Origin of the sequence: Franconibacter helveticus LMG 23732 (genome assembly GCF_000463115.2) — a bacterium.
In the GTDB taxonomy this organism is placed as follows: Bacteria; Pseudomonadota; Gammaproteobacteria; order Enterobacterales; family Enterobacteriaceae; genus Franconibacter; species Franconibacter helveticus.
This window is the reverse complement of record NZ_AWFX01000051.1, coordinates 30,640-47,999: the sequence shown is the minus strand read 5'-3', so window position 1 is coordinate 47,999 and position 17,360 is coordinate 30,640. Positions and strand designations below refer to the sequence as shown.

Annotated in this window: 17 protein-coding genes and 1 tRNA gene; 2 read left to right on the top strand and 16 right to left on the bottom strand. The window is 54.4% G+C overall.

What is annotated here, in order from left to right:
* Positions 1 to 328: 328 nt before the first annotated feature.
* The 13 genes from DW56_RS17535 to proB all read right to left on the bottom strand — a co-directional run bounded on the left by DW56_RS17535 (position 329) and on the right by proB (position 11,851).
* Positions 329 to 601: an Ogr/Delta-like zinc finger protein gene (locus DW56_RS17535; RefSeq protein ID WP_029590097.1), complete on the bottom strand. Its 273-nt coding sequence runs from the start codon at positions 599 to 601 to the stop codon at positions 329 to 331.
* 281 nt (positions 602 to 882) lie between these two features.
* Entirely contained in the window at positions 883 to 3,570 is a 2,688-nt protein-coding gene (locus DW56_RS17530; protein WP_029590095.1) for a DUF927 domain-containing protein, read from the bottom strand.
* Positions 3,567 to 3,977, bottom strand: coding sequence for a hypothetical protein (locus tag DW56_RS17525; RefSeq protein ID WP_029590093.1), 411 nt, complete (start codon positions 3,975 to 3,977; stop codon positions 3,567 to 3,569). Before DW56_RS17525 ends, DW56_RS17530 begins: the two co-directional genes overlap by 4 nt.
* Complete coding sequence (locus DW56_RS17520; RefSeq protein WP_029590091.1) at positions 3,967 to 4,200, bottom strand: hypothetical protein; 234 nt, start codon at positions 4,198 to 4,200, stop codon at positions 3,967 to 3,969. The genes DW56_RS17525 and DW56_RS17520 overlap by 11 nt, the downstream gene beginning before the upstream one ends.
* Positions 4,197 to 4,769, bottom strand: coding sequence for a host cell division inhibitor Icd-like protein (locus tag DW56_RS17515; RefSeq protein ID WP_082456571.1), 573 nt, complete (start codon positions 4,767 to 4,769; stop codon positions 4,197 to 4,199). The genes DW56_RS17520 and DW56_RS17515 overlap by 4 nt, the downstream gene beginning before the upstream one ends.
* Positions 4,770 to 4,865: 96 nt before the next feature.
* Positions 4,866 to 5,867: a P2 family phage major capsid protein gene (locus DW56_RS17510; RefSeq protein ID WP_029590087.1), complete on the bottom strand. Its 1,002-nt coding sequence runs from the start codon at positions 5,865 to 5,867 to the stop codon at positions 4,866 to 4,868.
* Positions 5,868 to 5,885: 18 nt separating this feature from the next.
* Entirely contained in the window at positions 5,886 to 6,755 is an 870-nt protein-coding gene (locus DW56_RS17505; protein ID WP_029590085.1) for a hypothetical protein, read from the bottom strand.
* A gap of 54 nt (positions 6,756 to 6,809) precedes the next feature.
* A complete protein-coding gene (locus DW56_RS17500) occupies positions 6,810 to 7,031 on the bottom strand; it encodes a helix-turn-helix transcriptional regulator (RefSeq protein ID WP_029590083.1) in 222 nt (73 codons plus the stop codon).
* Between the two features lie 132 nt (positions 7,032 to 7,163).
* Complete coding sequence (locus tag DW56_RS17495; RefSeq protein ID WP_029590081.1) at positions 7,164 to 7,943, bottom strand: hypothetical protein; 780 nt, start codon at positions 7,941 to 7,943, stop codon at positions 7,164 to 7,166.
* Complete coding sequence (locus DW56_RS17490; protein WP_029590079.1) at positions 7,944 to 9,131, bottom strand: tyrosine-type recombinase/integrase; 1,188 nt, start codon at positions 9,129 to 9,131, stop codon at positions 7,944 to 7,946.
* A 162-nt stretch (positions 9,132 to 9,293) separates the two neighbouring features.
* Positions 9,294 to 9,369: transfer RNA gene (locus DW56_RS17485), tRNA-Thr, on the bottom strand.
* 114 nt (positions 9,370 to 9,483) lie between these two features.
* Positions 9,484 to 10,737 (bottom strand): glutamate-5-semialdehyde dehydrogenase, encoded by a 1,254-nt coding sequence (proA, locus tag DW56_RS17480; RefSeq protein ID WP_024553894.1) that lies wholly within the window; start codon positions 10,735 to 10,737, stop codon positions 9,484 to 9,486.
* A gap of 10 nt (positions 10,738 to 10,747) precedes the next feature.
* The gene (gene proB, locus DW56_RS17475; RefSeq protein WP_024562094.1) at positions 10,748 to 11,851 is read right to left on the bottom strand and encodes a glutamate 5-kinase; all 1,104 of its coding nucleotides are present in this window, start codon (positions 11,849 to 11,851) and stop codon (positions 10,748 to 10,750) included.
* 294 nt (positions 11,852 to 12,145) lie between these two features.
* Here proB and ompC point away from each other — a divergent pair, with 294 nt between their 5' ends.
* A complete protein-coding gene (gene ompC / locus DW56_RS17470) occupies positions 12,146 to 13,216 on the top strand; it encodes a porin OmpC (RefSeq protein ID WP_024554758.1) in 1,071 nt (356 codons plus the stop codon).
* A 108-nt stretch (positions 13,217 to 13,324) separates the two neighbouring features.
* On the opposite strand, the gene crl is transcribed toward ompC, so the two are convergent.
* From crl to gpt, 3 genes are all read right to left on the bottom strand, one after another.
* Positions 13,325 to 13,726, bottom strand: coding sequence for a sigma factor-binding protein Crl (gene crl, locus DW56_RS17465; RefSeq protein WP_024554757.1), 402 nt, complete (start codon positions 13,724 to 13,726; stop codon positions 13,325 to 13,327).
* Between the two features lie 57 nt (positions 13,727 to 13,783).
* Complete coding sequence (frsA, locus tag DW56_RS17460) at positions 13,784 to 15,031, bottom strand: esterase FrsA (protein WP_024554756.1); 1,248 nt, start codon at positions 15,029 to 15,031, stop codon at positions 13,784 to 13,786.
* Positions 15,032 to 15,139: 108 nt separating this feature from the next.
* On the bottom strand, positions 15,140 to 15,598 hold the full coding sequence (gene gpt, locus DW56_RS17455; protein ID WP_024554755.1) for a xanthine phosphoribosyltransferase: 459 nt from the start codon (positions 15,596 to 15,598) through the stop codon (positions 15,140 to 15,142).
* A 259-nt stretch (positions 15,599 to 15,857) separates the two neighbouring features.
* Between gpt and pepD the strand changes: the two genes are divergently transcribed.
* Positions 15,858 to 17,315, top strand: a complete 1,458-nt coding sequence (gene pepD, locus DW56_RS17450) for a beta-Ala-His dipeptidase (protein ID WP_024554754.1) — start codon at positions 15,858 to 15,860, stop codon at positions 17,313 to 17,315.
* The last annotated feature ends 45 nt before the right edge of the window (positions 17,316 to 17,360 follow it).

Below are 17,360 nucleotides of genomic sequence, written 5' to 3'. Positions count from 1 at the left end.
CGCATAAATTTTTCAGTTTTGATTTTTTACAGACGGTATCGTCAGCCGGCGCCGGTACTGGGCTTGTGCGAGAAAAACCAAACTGAAAAAGTTGAAAAGATTTTCATCTTTTTTCAGTTCGCCAGATTTGAGCGCCTGACGAAACCAAATGTAACCTATTGATTTATATAATCAATATCAACTTTTTGTGACTTACTGGCATGAGTCAGGCACGGTTGAGGATTTACAGGCTTTTGAAAACTAGCAGATTTATAAGAGGTGGTACTGAAAACCACTGACACTCAGAATGCTGTGCCGGGCATAATTTTTTAAGGCCCGGCCCTTGTTGCTAACGCTTTTCCTCAGCCGCCTGTAACAGCGCCAGCGCCTTTTTGCGTTCATTTTCTCCCAGCGAATCTATCAGCTCTTTTATCCTGCCCTGCCCGGCCAGCGCGCTGGGGCTGATGGTGTGAGAGAACGAAACATTCATTACAAAAGTGTGTCCACATTCCATATTACTGCACTGGCAGTACACATCAGCCAGCTGGGGATGTTTCCGGTTGGTCTTGCGTATCTTCGCTTCTGCCAGACATGCCGGGCAGGTCATTTTCATTATCCGCATGGTTATTCCTTTAAAAACAGGCCCGCCAGAAATAAGGCTCACGGGCATGGCGCTTTCTGTCAGGGACGTGTAACAGTGGCAACACAGGTAACATCGTTGATTTATAAAGATAAATACCGTTACCACTGCTGTATTTACTGTGGTAACACAAGGTAACAGGCTGCTTTCCGTTACCAGTGTTACCACTCATGTTTTATGACTGGTAACAGCGGCAGGCCGCATAAACACAGGCTGTTACCTCTGTTACCAGTGTTACCTCAGATAAATAAGGCTCACGCGATTTAAACCGGGTCGGCGCTGCCCAGCACCTGACTGTTAAACTGATATACCCGTTTGAGTCCTATTTCTGGCAGGCGGACGTTGGTCTGTGTACGCCCCTCGCTGCCCGGCTCCAGCCATCCGGCTGCCACGCACAGCCGCGCCACCTTACGGGCATCAAACCCCTTACAGATTTCCTTCCAGCCGGACGGCAGCACATAAAAAGTGGTTACCGGCTCGCTGTCATTACCGCCTTTATCCACCTTACGGAAACCCATCATTGCAGCAGGCCGGTTGCGCTCGTCATGCCAGTCGGCAAAGCGGCTGAACTGGTTGCGGGTCATAAAATCGCAGACCTGTTCCAGCGCGGCTTTATCCTCCTGATTGGCCGCATGGCCACGGTCTGCCATCCACGACGCCAGACAGCGTTCTGCTGCCCTGAAGGCTTCACCTTCCGGCCACCCGGTGATACCGGCACGGGTGGCCAGTTCCCCGGCCATCGCCACCAGGGCAAAGCGCGTGACTGCACGCCCGACCTGATTCCCGGCATCCTGCGGCGTCAGCCTGCGGGTGAACTCCTTCAGCATGGCTTTCGCCTGGCTGGTCATTTCCGGTAAATTTTGGGTGATGTGATGCAGCCAGTCACGGAACGGTGCGCCATGATGCTGCGTCACTGCCTGCTCAAGATGCTCCGCCAGCGCCTTACCGCCGCTGAAGCCGTGCAGCTCTTCAAAGACGCCGTACCGGCCTGAATCGCTGGGGATCTGGATCATCCTGACCTCAACACCGGCATAGGTGCGTTCTCCGGCACTGGCGGCGTGCTCAACCAGTGACAGCTCGCCGGTGGACAGAAACAGCAGGTTCCAGCGGTTGGTTTCCCGTACGGAACCGTCTGTTCTGGCTCTGGCCTTTCCCTGCCCGTTCGCCAGCATATAGGCGATGTTTCCCGCCTCGCGCCCGTCCACCTCGCGGATTTCGTCCAGCATCAGCGTGGCGTCGTTGCGGCGGCTGGCCGTGCCTTCCAGCGCGTTACCGGTGGCGCGCCACGTATGCCAGAAGTCCGTTCCCCCACAGACAGACGCGGCCACCTTCATGGTGGTGGTTTTGCCGTCCGTGGATTCGCCCTTGAGGTGATAGCCGCCCCCACTCATACCCACCAGTTGCAACAGCGGTGCGGCAAATGCCAGGCTGACGGCAAAAGCCACCCGCGCATTCCCCACGCAATAGCGGCTTATCTGTTCGCGCCATTCGTCTGCCGTGCCGTTCACCCGGAAGTCACGGCCCTGCACGCTGCTGGTCTGCAAAATCACAGACTGCGCGTCACGACCTATCACTTCATCCTGAAGCACATAGACGCCGCCGTGCCAGCCGGTTTTGTTCACGCAGGTCACTTTTCTGTCGGGTTTGCACAGTGAGATATATTCCATCAGGTGCGCACGCGCCATGCCATTGATATTGATATAGGAAAGCCCGTTAACCAGCAGCACGCGCCGCAGCTCTTCCCCGCTGCCGCCAAGTAATTCCATCGGCATGGCCCATTTGCGGCTGTTTCCGTTGGTGTCCTCCCACTCCAGCAGACGGCCATAATTACTGCCGTCTGCATCACTGGTAATGGCCGTAACACGCAGGGGGCTGCAAATCTTGATGTTGCGGATTTCCGTATCGCCGTCTGATTTGTTTACCTGCTTGTCATACCACAGGTATTCCTTTGTCAGCCGGAACCCCTGCGGCAGACGGGTAAGCCCCCTGCCGTGCAGCGTCATTTCCTCCATAAACGCTTCGCGGGCACGCCGCTCGCCCTGTTCACGACGAAAATCATCCCAGTCCGCTTTATGGCGGGTTGGCGGCAGGGTTACCCAGCCGTCAACGGCCTGCGCCGCCTTTTCCGCCTGAATGCGCCCGGTATTGTCTTTACCGTCCAGCAAATCGTTATCCCCGGCCAGAACGATGCGCACTTCAGGCCAGCGCTGGCGCACCTGCTGCGCCACTTTCAGCAGATTACCGGCAGCCACCGCCGCCAGTATCAGCCCGTCAGCCAGCCCGCTGACAGTCAGGCCTGTGGCATAACCTTCGGTGATGATGACCTGCACGGGCGGCTCTGCTGACGCGCCGGACACATGAATAAATGCCCCGGAAAGCTGGCTGCCCGGCAGCAGGCATTTTTCACCGTCAGGGCTGATAAGCTGACCGCCCGTGATATTCCCGGCCATATCCGTGAGGGGAAGCAGTACAGAGCCGGGCGCAAACGTAAGCCCCGCCACGCTGACAGGCTGCTCCAGCAGGGAAAGCGTATGCCCGTGCAGCCCCCGCGCCGTCAGATAGGCGCTTTCACCCTGTCGGGTCTGCTGCTGAAGCTGTGCGAAACGCGCCCGCCCCGCATTCCCGTCCGTGGCCTTATTTCTGGCAGGCAATACGGGCTGGTTGCTTACGTCGGGTAATGACAGCGCCCCGGCTACCATGGCAGAAACCGCTTTCACATCCTGCCCGGTAGCTAGACGAACCAGATCCAGCCCGTCACCATTTCCGCAATGGTTACAGAACCACGTGCCGCGCCCCTCCCTGTCGTCCAGACGAAAGCGATCCTTACCGCCACATACGGGGCAGGCTCCGTGCCGTTTTGCCGCCGGAACGCGGATACCCAGCGCAGAAAGAATATGTGGCCAGCGGCCACGCGCTGCTGTTGCTACAGAACTGACAGATTGTGCTTTCACAGATAAGCCTCCCCGTCTTCCGGTGACACAAAAGCATATCCCGGCGGCAGCTCGCCATCCGGCGCGCCGAAAATAATATCCCGGTACACTTCCCGCAGCTCCGTCACGCCGGTAAGGGAAAGGCGCAGGTTTTCACCTGCAAAACCCGGTGCCAGCATCTGCTCAAGCGCTTCGGCAGCCAGCCGGCTGCCTTCTTCCGCGCCAAATTCTTCCCGCCAGGGCGTTTCGATATGGAACAGAATGTTCAGCGCCACTTTTTCGGGGGTGAGCGGGATGCACTCACCCTCTTCGGCATAGACAGCCTCGCCGTTAACACGGGTCATAAGTGCAATGAAAGCATCAGCAATATAACGGCGCAGCAGCGCCGTACGGAATGACGGGGAACGGAGGGTGCTGTCATTTATCATGGCGCTCTCCCTTCATCAGACTGCTTTCCCGGATTACGCCATCAAGCTGTTCCGCAATGCAGGCAAACAGGGCGGCGGCCCCTTCCGCAGATACTTCCCTGCCGTCGGAAGCACAGGAGCCGGACAGGACCTCAGCAAGAAATTCGCTGACCATGGCCGCACGCAACAGGCGGCTTTCTCCTTTTTCGGAAAGAGTACAGGCGGGCTGCTGATACGTTTTCATGGCTGTACCTCCCCGCGCAGGCTGACGGGAAGCCTTCCGGCAAAACACAACACATAATCAGCGGTCAACTGCGCACGGGCAGCACGCTCATTGTAAGCATTAACGCGCACGGCACAGGGCTGCGCGGAGCGGTCAGCACGGTGAACGGCAAGAAAGAGAAAGGTAAATTCAGGGTGTGATAAAGCGGAGACAGTAGCCATGGCGGCAACCTCCTTCAGATAGCGGGTAACGCTACCACCGGAGTTTCCACGCTCACTGGTGGTAGCCCAGACGGGGGTGGAAATACCGGCTCTGAAGGATACCGGCCTGACCGAAGTCAGCCCCGCCTGAGCCACCATTACACGATAGCCACAACGGCAAAGAAACCGCAGTGCAAGTAACAGATGCGCAAAGGCAATGACACAAAAAAAGACGCATGGCGCGTCTCGTGTCGCCTCCAGATAACACGGGTTTCCACGCCCGGCTGCCGATTTTGCGACAGCGGGAAAACTATAGCCCGTGCCTTCGTTCAGGCGCAAGGGTTTTATAACCGAATTTTGTTGATTGATTATGCAGTTACGTCCTGCCATTCTGTAATTCCTCCGGCGTAGTGCCAGACGTTACGGGGATTTCCTGAGTAAGTTTCCATCCGGCCCGCTGAATCTCAGCGGGCTTTTTTATGCCTGTTAAACCAGGGTGATGGCGCTTTCATCAACAGCGGCATAAAGCTCAGGATTACCCAGCGCATAGCCCTCATTACGCAGACAGGAGCGCACGTATTCAGCGTTTTCCTCGTCAAATTCGGCCCGGAAATAGCGGGTATTCGCCTGCGTGTAGATATGCAGATTGCTCAGTGTGGTGACAGCCAGACGTTTACCGGGCATAAATGGCGGGACAAAGGCAAAGCGTCCGGCCACTGAACTGCCGGCCAGCTGGGCCGCGCTGATATCAGCCGGGCGGTCTGCTGCACTGAACAGCTTCAGCCGCTGCTGTGCGGCAAGTTCTGCCCCCACCAGAACAACCAGACGCGGGTTCTCGCGGAACGGCTCAGCAATCATTTCAGTAATAAGGTGATTAGCGAGCAGGTCTATATTTTTCCATTCGCCTGTATCGCCCAGCGTGAGAGGGTCAGCCATAATCTGCTTACCTTTCTCATACTCTTTCGCCAGCGCATGCCAGCCAATATTTACATCCTCCCCTTTTTTGTGTGTTTCCGGGTCGGTGGTATCAGCGATGGCCGTTCCGTTGAAACCAATACGCAGCATATCCAGCGCAAGCGCCTCAGCAAAAAAAGCATCCATTGCTTTATCAAAATCGCCCGCCTCGCCAAGGTTATAAATATCTGCCATTTCGCCGTAACTGATACTGGCGCAGGTATCCGTTTCTGACAGCCAGAATTCAGTGCCATTAATGGCAACTCTTTTGCGAAAACGTCCGCCCGCCGTCCTGCCGGTATGAAGTTCACTGGCACCAATATTAATGGCATTACCTGACTGCGCATTAATATCCCGCAGTGTGATGTTATTCATCATCCAGCCAGATTCGAGAATGGCAGCGCGCAGCATATTTTCAGCAGGCGCAGCTAAAGCAAAGCGACGGTTTTCACCCTCCCTGTAAGCGGTGTCTTTAGTCAGTTTTTTATGATAACGGGCAGCCGCATCCGGCTTCTGGAATTTAAAAGCAAACATTATTATTAACCTGATTTATTAACGGGAGAAAAGTTTATTTTTGAGTTCGTCAGCTTTGCTGTAAGCCGCCATATAATCTGCATAATCCTGGTCACTGATAATCGCACGTAAAAGCGCGTTCTCTGCCCGGTAATATTTACGGTAAGCCTCAGTGCGACTTTTTCCGCCATTATTCAGCAAATACCTGTCAGTAGGGTAAGAGCAAAGCCGGATAATTGCCCGCATTGCAGCAGTCAGGGCATTAAGGCCGTCTGTGAAATCAATAATGATATTGCGCATAACGGTATCGGTAAAAAGCTCTGTCACCCCGGACGGGATACGCAGCGTGCGCGGAAAGGTATTCAGTAAGCGGGTATTGATACCTTTCCCGATATATTCCGCCTCCGCTGATAACAGGCCGGGTAATGACCTGACCAGTTCCAGCCGGGACTGCTGCACTGTCTGGCGCGTCAGGGCTGCCTGATAACGGCGTTCTGCATCGGCCCGTTCCATACTGCTGCCTCTGCGGGTTCGCGCTTCAGACACCGTGTTACTTTTTCCGCTTGCCTGATTCATGACTGCCAGCGCCTCTGCGGCTTCGCGCTGGCGGAAAGAAAATTCATCTTCTTCCCGGCGGCAAATCTTCACGCAGCGGGCAACAAGTGCATTTATTTCTTCAGCCACCGCTTCAGTATCAGGAACCGTCAGCCCTGTAAGGGAAAAAAGCGTCTCTCCCTCTTCCCGCAGTTTATTAAGCGTGTGGATTTCAATAATACGCGCTACGCATGCCGCATCACAGCCATTCTCGGCAAAAGGAATAACTTTATATGCCTGAAGCGTTGCAACGTTATTGTTTTTTAGTGACGGAAGGGCAAGAGAATGCCCTCCCGTGATAATGGGTTTATTCATATGGTACTCCGCAATTTTATAAGACCAGAATATATATCTATTAAAACACCAGGCTTATTCCGCAGAAACTGAATGACTATCACGCCAAGCGTAATAATCCGCAGCACGCCAGCGAGACATGCGCCCAAGTTTTATCGGTTTCGGGAAACGCCCCTGCGATATTAATTTGTAAATCCATTTATTTGACAGCAGACAATCTTTAGTAATGAATTTCATATCAATCATTGCGTCAGGACTGGGACGCCCATGATCTTCATAAAGGAACTCATTGGCCATTTCACCACCTTTTATGCTAAACCATCAACTGAAGTCTATTGGGGTCAACTGGCAGGAATTAAAGCATCGAATGTGATATTGGAAAATGGCTGTAAAATAAAATTTTTTACTGCCATTTTTGTTAAAGGATTGTTAAGAACCAAATTTTAAGCTATCTGAAATTAACTTTTTTATTGTTTCATATTCAAGCGGTGGTGATTTCTCTTCCGGCCAATATATATGTGCCCTGTCGAATAAAGTATCAGTCAATTTTGTCACGGTACAATTCAGATAAGAGATATCACTGCGCATTATGGAAATAACAGCCTGAAGAATTTCGACTCTAGGCTTTGCACGCCTTTCTTGTTGAGAAAGAGATTGCGCAGATTTCATTTGCGGACTTTGAAGGTATTTTCTTTTTAGTTTATCAAAATCTCTGCCTGATAAGTCAGCAGTTCCGCTAATCATATAATCAATATCATCTTCGTAAACCGGAATAGCTTTTATAAAATTGCAATCTTCATTTGGGGCTATATCAGGAGAAAAATAAGTTGGCCACTCTTCTTCATCTCCGCCTGCGTCATATATAATAAATACATGTTTATCATCAAAATTCCAGTAGCCCTTCAAATACGCATAAAAATAGCGCCCTTCGCTATCAAATAAAATAGAATCGCTTATCACCTCGATATACGAACCACCTGAGATATGGCGATCTCCATTTATATTAGAACGAGCAGAAATCAACCAATGATTGAATTCATCTTCATTCCTTACATAAATTTTACTTTTAAATGTATAGGACTTACTTCTTTCATCAAATATTGCCCCTAATTTTATCTCTCCTTTATAAGCAAGGTAATAAATGTCTCCACTGGAAATGCCTAATAATTTCTCAACATCTGATAATGAATAAAACTCTCTTGTAATCATTTATACACTCCCCATGAAGCTATCAAGATAGTCTGCATACCATTGCATCATTTTTCTTCGGCCATCAATATATTGCGCATGATTATAAATACCGCGTATAGAGTTTTTATCAGTATGGGCTAGTTGAGTTTCAATCCAAGCGCTATCAAAACCTTGTTCATGGAGAATGGTACTCATCGTATGCCTGAAGCCGTGGCCAGTAACACGACCACCATAACCAACCCGCTTAAAAATTTGGTTGATACTGGCTTCGCTCATGCACTTATTGTGATCATTACGCCCGGGGAAAATTAAAGGGAAAGCACCAGTTAACGCTTTCAGCTTTTTAAGGTGTTCTAAGGCTTGTCTCGATAACGGTACGAGGTGAGCGCGACGCATTTTCATACGTTGTTTCGGTATTTCCCACAAAGCGTTATCGAAATCGATCTCGCGCCATTCTGCTGCGCGTAACTCTCCTGTCCTTAATCCGGTAAGGATAAGCAAATACGCTCCCATTAAAACAATTGGGCTTCCTGTATAAGATTTAAGTACAGAAAAGAATTCAGGTAGCTCATTCGCTCTAAGAAACGGGTAATGTACACTTTCGTAACCTTGCATCGCGCTGGCAAGATCTGGTGCTGGGTTATAGGTGGCGCGACCTGTCACTACTGCATACCGAAAGACTTCTCCGCACCGCTGGCGTACTTTCTTCGCCTTTTCTAGCGCTCCTCTTGCTTCTATCAGACGCAATACTTCCAATAGTTCTAATGGTTTTATATCGGCAATAGGACGCAAACCAATGTGAGGGAAGATATCTTTTTCAAAAGCCTCCATGATATCTGAAGCATACCCTGCAGACCATTTAGGCGACTTAAGACGATGCCATTCTAATGCTACTTCTTTGAATGGATTAAGCACCACACCAGCGGAATTAGAAGCCAGTTTTTTGGCTTTTTTTACCTCTCCCGGATCGTCGCCAGCAGCAAGAACCTTTTTAGCGTCATCGCGCTTTTGCCTTGCTTCAGCAAGCGTAACAGCAGGGTAAACCCCAAAGGACAAACGTTTTTCTTTACCACCGAAGCGGTATTTCATGCGCCAGTAGCGTGAGCCATTTGGTTCAACCTGAAGGTATAAACCACCGCCATCTGAGAGCTTATAGGTTTTTTCCTTTCCTTTGGCAGTGTCAACCTTTTTGGCGTTAAGCATCATGGGGGCACATTTCCTAGACCGAACGAACATGCCCCTGATTGTGCCCCCAACAGCTTGTTGATTTCAAGCGATATGGGTTGACGTCAAATGACTAAGGATGGGATTTTATAGTTGATAATTAAGGCTTTTATTGACTTGTGTTGACTTGAGATTACTTGCTGATGGTGCCGGTAATAGGAGTCGAACCTACGACCTTCGCATTACGAATGCGCTGCTCTACCAACTGAGCTATACCGGCCCTGAGAGAGGTGTTCACGAACGTGAAGCACGGTGTAAAAGGGTAAGCAAAAGCGGGTGATGCGTCAATACGGTATGGTTTCAACCGCCTGTTTTTGCATCACCCTGCCCTTAGTTAAGCACGAATGGTATCGTCGCCAAAGCCAATCCACTTGTAGGTGGTCAGCGCTTCCAGGCCCATCGGGCCGCGGGCGTGCAGCTTCTGCGTGCTCACCGCCACCTCGGCGCCCAGGCCAAACTGCGCGCCGTCGGTAAAGCGGGTGGAGGCGTTCACATACACCGCCGAGGAATCCACTTCGTTCACAAAGCGGTTGGCGTTGCGCAGCGTGCGGGTGAGGATGGCGTCCGAATGCTGGGTGCCGTGCTCGCGAATATGCTCAATCGCCCCGTCAATATCGCTCACCAGCTTCACGTTCAGGTCCAGCGAAAGCCATTCGTCGTCGAAGTTCTCCGCCTGCACCGCCACCGCTTTTGCCGGGCCATTGCTTAACAGCGCGAGTGAACGCTCGTCCGCGTGCAGCGTTACGCCGCGCTCGCTCATCGCGTTGCTGAGTTCCGGCAGGAAACGATCCGCAATCGCTTCGTGCACCAGCAGCGTCTCAACGGTGTTGCAGGTGCTCGGGCGCTGGGTTTTAGCGTTAGCGATAATGTCCAGCGCCGGGGCGAACTCCGCTGTATCGTCGACAAAAATATGGCACACGCCTATGCCGCCGGTGATCACCGGAATGGTGGACTGTTCGCGGCACAGCTTGTGCAGCCCTGCCCCGCCGCGCGGGATCAGCATGTCGATGTACTTGTCCATGCGCAGCATCTCGTTCACCAGCGCGCGGTCCGGGCTTTCAATCGCCTGTACGGCGGCGGCGGGCAAGCCGCACTCTTCCAGCGCGCGTTGAATCACTTTTACCGTGGCGGCGTTGGTGCGCCAGGTCTCTTTGCCGCCTCTGAGAATGGCGGCGTTGCCGGTTTTCAGGCACAGGGAAGCAACATCGACCGTCACGTTCGGGCGCGCTTCGTAAATCACCCCTACTACGCCCAGCGGCACGCGGCGGCGTTCAATGCGCAGGCCGCTCTCCAGCAGCCCGCCGTCTATCACCTGCCCTACCGGGTCGGCCAGGTTGCAGACCTGGCGCACGTCGCTCGCGATGGCGTGCAGGCGCTGCGGGTTAAGGGCCAGGCGATCCAGTAACGCCTCGCTCAGGCCGTTGCGGCGCGCTTCCAGCAGATCCTGCTCGTTGGCAAGCAGGATTTCTTGCGCCTGCGCTTCTAAATAATCGGCGATTTTCTCCAGCACGCGGTTTTTCTCGCGCGAGGAAAGCAGCGCCATCTGGTAAGAAGCCGCTTTGGCGGCTTTGCCCATCTGTTCAAGCATTGCTGGCTCCTTAGCTGATGATCATGTCGTCGCGATGGACGGCTACCGGGCCATACTCATAGCCAAGAATAGCGTCAATCTGTTGTGAGTGATGCCCGGCAATGCGGCGTAATGCGTCGCTGTTGTAGCGGCTCACGCCGTGGGCGATGTCGCGCCCGTCGAGGCTGCGAATGCGGATCACTTCGCCGCGCGAAAAGTTGCCGGAAACGCTCTTAATGCCTTTGGGCAGCAGCGAGCTGCCGCGCGCCTGAATGGCCGCCTGCGCCCCTTCGTCCACGGTAATTTCGCCTGCGGGCGGCGCGCCGAAGATCCAGCGCTTGCGGTTCTCCAGCGGCGACTGTTGCGGGTGGAAGCGCGTGCCCACCGGCAACCCTTCCATCACATCGCCAATCACGCCCGGCTTGCTGCCCGCGGCGATAACGGTCTCGATGCCTGCGCGGCCTGCCACATCGGCGGCCTGAAGCTTGGTGCCCATGCCGCCGGTGCCAAGGCCGGAGATGCTGTCGCCCGCGATGGCGCGAAGCGCGTCGTCAATGCCGTAGACGTCCTGAATCAGCTCTGCCTCCGGGTTGCTGCGCGGGTCGGCGGTGAACAGCCCCTGCTGGTCGGTGAGCAGCAGCAGTTTGTCGGCGCCCGCAAGAATAGCCGCCAGCGCCGAGAGGTTGTCGTTGTCGCCTACTTTAATTTCGGCAGTGGCGACAGCGTCGTTTTCGTTGATGACCGGCACGATGCGGTTATCGAGCAGCGCGGTGAGCGTGTCGCGGGCGTTGAGGAAGCGCTCGCGGTCTTCCATATCGGCGCGCGTCAGCAGCATCTGCCCGATGTGAATGCCGTAAATTGAGAAAAGCTGTTCCCAGAGCTGGATTAAACGGCTCTGCCCTACCGCCGCCAGCAGCTGCTTGGAGGCGATGGTCGCCGGGAGTTCCGGGTAGCCCAGGTGCTCGCGTCCGGCGGCAATCGCCCCGGAGGTGACGATAACAATACGGTGCCCGGCGGCGTGAAGCTGGGCGCACTGGCGCACCAGTTCGACAATGTGGGCGCGGTTCAGGCGGCGCGATCCGCCGGTTAAGACACTGGTCCCCAGTTTGACCACCAGGGTCTGGCTGTCACTCATGATTCTCTGCCGTTTCAACGAAAATGGAAAAATTCAACCCAAAGAGACGTTGTAACAGGCGCGGCCTCTCTTGCCAACTGCTGCCCCGGAAAAGCGCACCGGAAGTTGCGCGGGATCGGCAAGCGTAACGGTGCCGATTGACATTTTTATGACGTTTACATTTTTTTAAGCGAATTTAAAATTTTTCTTAATCTGTAATAAATCTTTCATTTTGAACCGTTAAAACGCTCCTTGTTTTTTCACAGGTCTTCGGGCCCGCGAATATTAGCGCGTTTTACTTATCGGGATTTCAAAATGAAAAAGAGTACTCTGGCATTAGTGATCACTGGCGTAATGGCTGCCGCCTCTGCACAGGCTGCTGAAGTTTATAACAAGAACGGAAATAAACTGGATTTATACGGCCGCGTAAAAGCTGAACATTATTTCACCGATAATGATTCTTCTGACGGCGACCAGTCTTATATTCGTTTAGGTTTTAAAGGCGCCACGCAAATTACTGACCAGTTGACCGGTTATGGCCAGTGGGAATATCAGGTTGCCGCTAACCGTGCGGAAGGCGATAACTCTTCTGGCGTGACCAAAACCCGTCTGGCCTTTGCCGGCCTGAAATTCCAGGATCTCGGCTCCATCGACTACGGCCGTAACTACGGCATCCTGTACGATGTCGGCGCTTACACCGATATGATCCCGGAATTCGGCGACGACGCTTACATCAAAACCGATAACTTCATGACCGGGCGCACCACCGGCGTGGCCACCTACCGCAATACCGACTTCTTCGGCCTGGTTGATGGTCTGAAATTCGGCCTGCAATACCAGGGCAAAAACGAAAACGATGGCCGCGCCGCGAACAAAGGCAATGGCGACGGCTTCGGCGCTTCTGTGAACTACGCTATCGGCGACAGCGGCGTGAGCATTGGCGGCGCGTACACCAAATCCAACCGTCTGCAAACCCAGCGCGCCGCCGCGCTTGGCAAAGGCGATAACGCTGAAGCCTGGGCAACCGGCCTGAAGTATGACGCTAACAACCTTTACCTCGCTGCGACGTATGCCGAAACCCGCAACATGACCCCGATTACGGGCGGCTACGCGAACAAAAACCAGGGCTTTGAAGTGGTCGCGCAGTACCAGTTCGACTTCGGCCTGCGCCCGTCCATCGGCTACGTGCAGTCCAAAGCCAAAGATGTTGAAAACGGCATCGGCGACGTGGATCTGGTGAAATATGTCGACGTGGCGGCAACCTACTATTTCAACAAAAACATGTCTGCGTTTGTTGATTACAAAATTAACCAGCTGGACGATGACAACGCGCTTAATATCAACAACGATGACGTTGTGGCTTTAGGCGTGGTTTACCAGTTCTGATTACTACCCCGAACGTCCTTCATAAAGGGCGTTCAAAATAAATCGTGTGGCTACGATAAAAAATTAACCCCGCTCAGTGGCGGGGTTAGTGTTTTATTCGGGCGCGTATTATGCAGTTCTTTTCAGCAGTTGCTCGCTGAAATTCTCGGCAGGCTCCAGCGTTAATTCCAGAGAAGCTAACAGCTGATGCAGCCTTTCATGGAAATTCTGCAACGTCTGCTCAAGCTTCGCGTTCACTTCCGTGTCTTTAATCACACCAGGAACCCATTTGCCTTCTTTATCAAACAGCCCGAAATGCCAGCTGTAGGTAAAGCCGGTTTCATGGCCTTCCAGCTCCATCCACCATCCCCAGAACTCACGCTTCTCCGGCGCAGGCTTCACGTTAACGCAAACGGCCAGGCAGTCAAAAAAGAAGCGGTTACCTTCACACTGCTCTTCCCGGATGTACGGCCCCAGGGCAGTAAATTTCTTAACCAATCGGCTTCTCGGGTGTCCACTCGGTAACGTCATTGCGATCTCCTTTTGTGAAGCAACTGTTTTACCAAACTAATGGAATTTAGCAATCAATTAACGCAGTTTATGAATTATCCACCCGGTAATTTCCGTGAGCGCCTTGTCAAAGTTGCTATACACCGGCCGGGAGGCAATCTCCAGCAGTTTGCCCTCAGCAGATGACGAGGCGATTAAACGTGATTCCTCTTCCGGGCTGAACGGATCGTTTTTCCAGAAGCCGGAGAGCATCGGCGTTGGGCAGCGGCGGCCGAGCAGTCCCTGGGTTTTCAGCGAATAGCGGTTAAGCTCCACGCGCAGCGCGCTGTCAGAGGCGTCATACATGCCAAGGCGGCTTGCCAGCACATCCATATACATCTCCGGCACCTGCCCCTGGCGCGACGGGTCGCTTAACAGCTGGTGCACCACCGGCCCAAGACAGGCCACCGCTTTAAGGCGCGACGCCTCAAGGTAGGCCAGCCGCACCGCCACATTCGCGCCAAAGCGAAAGCCAAACGCCGCCACCCGGGTGTGATCGACCCAGGGCAGCTCCTCAAGCTTTTTCAGCACGTGTTGATGCAGCAGGCTGGAATCCTGGGTGAGCTTCCATTTAGAAGAGAAGCCGACGGAAGGCATGTCGATGGTGAGCATGGCGAGGCCGCGCGGCGCCAGATAGTGTTCAAAGAGGTGATAATAGTCGCTTTGCAGCGAATCGAGCCCGCCGCAGATAAGCACCGTCGGGAACGGGCCGCTGCCGCCTTTGGGCAGATGCAAAAAGCCGTTTATCGGCGCGCCGCCAGGAATAGCGAACTCCAGCTCGCGCAGCTCGCCGGAAAGGCGCGTGGCGGCCTCTTCGTAAGCGCGGTTCGCCAGCACCTGCGCCTGCTCCGCCAGCTCATCGCCTTTCAGGTGCGGGTAAGCGGCGATGCTGTAAAGGTTCGCGGCTTTCAGCCAGGCTTTGCCGATAAGCGCTTCGTCGGTCTCCTGCGCGGCGCGCTGCTGCCAGTTCATCGCCTGCTTCGACCACTCGTAGATCCAGTTGCCGCCGCGATAGCCGATAACCGTGTCGTACTGCGCCGGATCGGTACGCTCGGCGTCGCTCAGCACAATGCGCGACTGCACATCGAGAATTTCCAGCGGGTCGACGCCGCGCCAGACCCACATCACGCGGTTTATCATGCGATACCAGTGCGGCACCGTATTGCCTTCGAGCATGGATTCAATGTGCGGCGCGGGGGCGTGCTGAACGCGGCGCACCAGCGTAGAGGTTTCGGGGTGTTTAAAACGCGGCTTAAACAGGGTTTCGCTAAGGTTGGCCTGCGGCATAGCTTTCTGGCTCCATGAAAACAACAGGAACCCTAATTGTACTCGCCCGCCCGTCAAAAAAACAAAACGCCCGGCAATGCCGGGCGTAAAACATCGTAAGGATGGCGATTAACGGCCAGACAGCGGCGGCACAAACACCACGCCCATGTCCCACGGCTGCTCAATCCAGGTGTCCTGCGGAATGTCGATCACGTAGTCATCCACCAGCGGCTTGCCAGCCGGCTTGGCGAAAATAGTGACGAAACGCGCTTTCGGGTACATTTCGCGGATAGCTACCGCGGTGCCGCCGGTGTCCACCAGGTCATCAACCACGATAAAGCCTTCACCGTCGCCTTCGGCGCGCTTGAGCACTTTCATTTCACGCTGGTTGTCGTGGTCGTAGCTGGAGATGCAAACGGTGTCGACATGGCGAATACCCAGTTCACGCGCCAGCAGCGCGCCCGGCACCAGACCGCCGCGGCTGACAGCAATTATGCCTTTCCACTGTTCAGCAGGCAGCAGGCGGCTCGCCAGCTTGCGCGCGTGGATCTGCAACATATCCCAGGTGACAACGTATTTTTCGCTCATGTGAAGTGTCCCGGCCAGTTAAAAAAATGGCTTAAAAAGTGTTCAGGGGGGAAATAGGTTGCGCGAGATTATAGAGATCTGGCGCACTAAAAACCAGTCTTGCGCGGCTATGGCCCGGTTTTTACTCGCGCTGGTCTGCATGGCGCAGCATAAAGTGGTATTCTCGGGCCATTGCCCAGGCAAGGCTTGCGGCACATACCAATGATAACCTGTGACCCGCCAGCGAGGTTTCGCCGGGTCGTCGTCAAGGAGACTTAACGTGTCTGAACTGTCTCAGCTTTCTCCCCAACCGCTGTGGGATATTTTCGCTAAGATCTGCTCTATTCCCCACCCTTCCTACCATGAAGAACAACTCGCCGAACACATCATGGGTTGGGCGAAGGAAAAGGGCTTGTTTGCTGAGCGCGACCAGGTGGGCAATATCCTGATCCGCAAACCGGCCACCGCCGGGATGGAAAACCGCAAGCCGGTCGTGTTGCAGGCGCACCTCGACATGGTGCCGCAGAAAAACAACGACACCGTTCACGACTTCACCAAAGATCCTATCCAGCCTTACGTTGACGGCGAATGGGTGAAGGCGCGCGGCACCACTCTTGGCGCGGATAACGGCATAGGCATGGCCTCTGCGCTGGCTGTGCTGGCGGACGACGCGGTACAGCATGGCCCGCTGGAAGTGCTGCTGACCATGACCGAAGAAGCGGGCATGGATGGCGCGTTCGGTTTGCAGGCGAACTGGCTTCAGGGCGACATCCTTATCAACACCGACTCCGAAGAAGAAGGTGAAATCTACATGGGCTGCGCAGGCGGCATCGATTTCATCACTACTCTTGCGCTCACTCGCGAAGCGGTGCCGGCAGGCTACCAGACGCTGAAGCTGACGGTAAAAGGGCTGAAAGGCGGCCACTCCGGCGCGGATATTCATCTTGGCCTCGGCAACGCTAACAAGCTGCTGGCCCGCTTCCTGTTTGCTCACGCGAAAGAGGTGGACGCGCGCCTGATCGACCTCAACGGCGGCACCCTGCGCAACGCCATTCCGCGTGAAGCCTTCGCCACCCTGGCGGTGCCGGCGGATAAAGTCGACGCGCTGAAAACCCTCGCCGCGGCTTACCTCGACGTGCTGAACAACGAGCTGTCCGCAAAAGAGAAGAACATTACCGTGCTGGTGGAGCAGTCTGCCTCTGAGCTGGGCGCGCTGACCGCACAAAGCCGCGACGCGTTCATCGGCCTGCTGAACGCCACGCCGAACGGCGTTATTCGTAACTCCGACGTGGCGAAAGGCGTGGTGGAAACCTCCCTGAACCTCGGCGTGGTGACCACCGATGCCGACAAAGCGCAAATCATCTGCCTTATCCGCTCGCTTATCGACAGCGGTAAAGATTATGTGGTGCAGACGCTGGAAGCGCTGGGCCAGTTGGCGGGCGCCGAAACCGTCGCCAAAGGCAGCTACCCGGGCTGGCAGCCAGACGCCTCTTCCCCGGTAATGGCGCTGGTGCGCGAAACCTACCAGAAGCTCTTTAACAAGACGCCGAACATTCAGGTTATTCACGCCGGCCTGGAATGCGGCCTGTTCAAGAAGCCGTACCCGGAGATGGACATGGTCTCCATCGGGCCGACCATCACCGGCCCGCACTCCCCGGACGAACAGGTTCACATCGAAAGCGTGGGCCAGTACTGGACGCTGCTGACCGAGCTGCTGAAAGCCATTCCGGCTAAGTAAGCGAAAACAGGTAAGAAAATACGTCAAAGGCGGCCAGCGGGCCGC

What these genes read in the sequence shown, in the direction of transcription:
- DW56_RS17535 (WP_029590097.1), bottom strand. Translation starts at nt 601, where the DNA reads ATGCGGATAATGAAAATGACCTGCCCGGCATGTCTGGCAGAAGCGAAG.
- DW56_RS17525 (WP_029590093.1), bottom strand. Translation starts at nt 3,977, where the DNA reads ATGATAAATGACAGCACCCTCCGTTCCCCGTCATTCCGTACGGCGCTG.
- DW56_RS17520 (WP_029590091.1), bottom strand. Translation starts at nt 4,200, where the DNA reads ATGAAAACGTATCAGCAGCCCGCCTGTACTCTTTCCGAAAAAGGAGAA.
- DW56_RS17515 (WP_082456571.1), bottom strand. Translation starts at nt 4,769, where the DNA reads ATGGCAGGACGTAACTGCATAATCAATCAACAAAATTCGGTTATAAAA.
- DW56_RS17510 (WP_029590087.1), bottom strand. Translation starts at nt 5,867, where the DNA reads ATGTTTGCTTTTAAATTCCAGAAGCCGGATGCGGCTGCCCGTTATCAT.
- DW56_RS17505 (WP_029590085.1), bottom strand. Translation starts at nt 6,755, where the DNA reads ATGAATAAACCCATTATCACGGGAGGGCATTCTCTTGCCCTTCCGTCA.
- DW56_RS17500 (WP_029590083.1), bottom strand. Translation starts at nt 7,031, where the DNA reads ATGGCCAATGAGTTCCTTTATGAAGATCATGGGCGTCCCAGTCCTGAC.
- DW56_RS17495 (WP_029590081.1), bottom strand. Translation starts at nt 7,943, where the DNA reads ATGATTACAAGAGAGTTTTATTCATTATCAGATGTTGAGAAATTATTA.
- DW56_RS17490 (WP_029590079.1), bottom strand. Translation starts at nt 9,131, where the DNA reads ATGATGCTTAACGCCAAAAAGGTTGACACTGCCAAAGGAAAGGAAAAA.
- proA (WP_024553894.1), bottom strand. Translation starts at nt 10,737, where the DNA reads ATGCTTGAACAGATGGGCAAAGCCGCCAAAGCGGCTTCTTACCAGATG.
- proB (WP_024562094.1), bottom strand. Translation starts at nt 11,851, where the DNA reads ATGAGTGACAGCCAGACCCTGGTGGTCAAACTGGGGACCAGTGTCTTA.
- ompC (WP_024554758.1), top strand. Translation starts at nt 12,146, where the DNA reads ATGAAAAAGAGTACTCTGGCATTAGTGATCACTGGCGTAATGGCTGCC.
- crl (WP_024554757.1), bottom strand. Translation starts at nt 13,726, where the DNA reads ATGACGTTACCGAGTGGACACCCGAGAAGCCGATTGGTTAAGAAATTT.
- frsA (WP_024554756.1), bottom strand. Translation starts at nt 15,031, where the DNA reads ATGCCGCAGGCCAACCTTAGCGAAACCCTGTTTAAGCCGCGTTTTAAA.
- gpt (WP_024554755.1), bottom strand. Translation starts at nt 15,598, where the DNA reads ATGAGCGAAAAATACGTTGTCACCTGGGATATGTTGCAGATCCACGCG.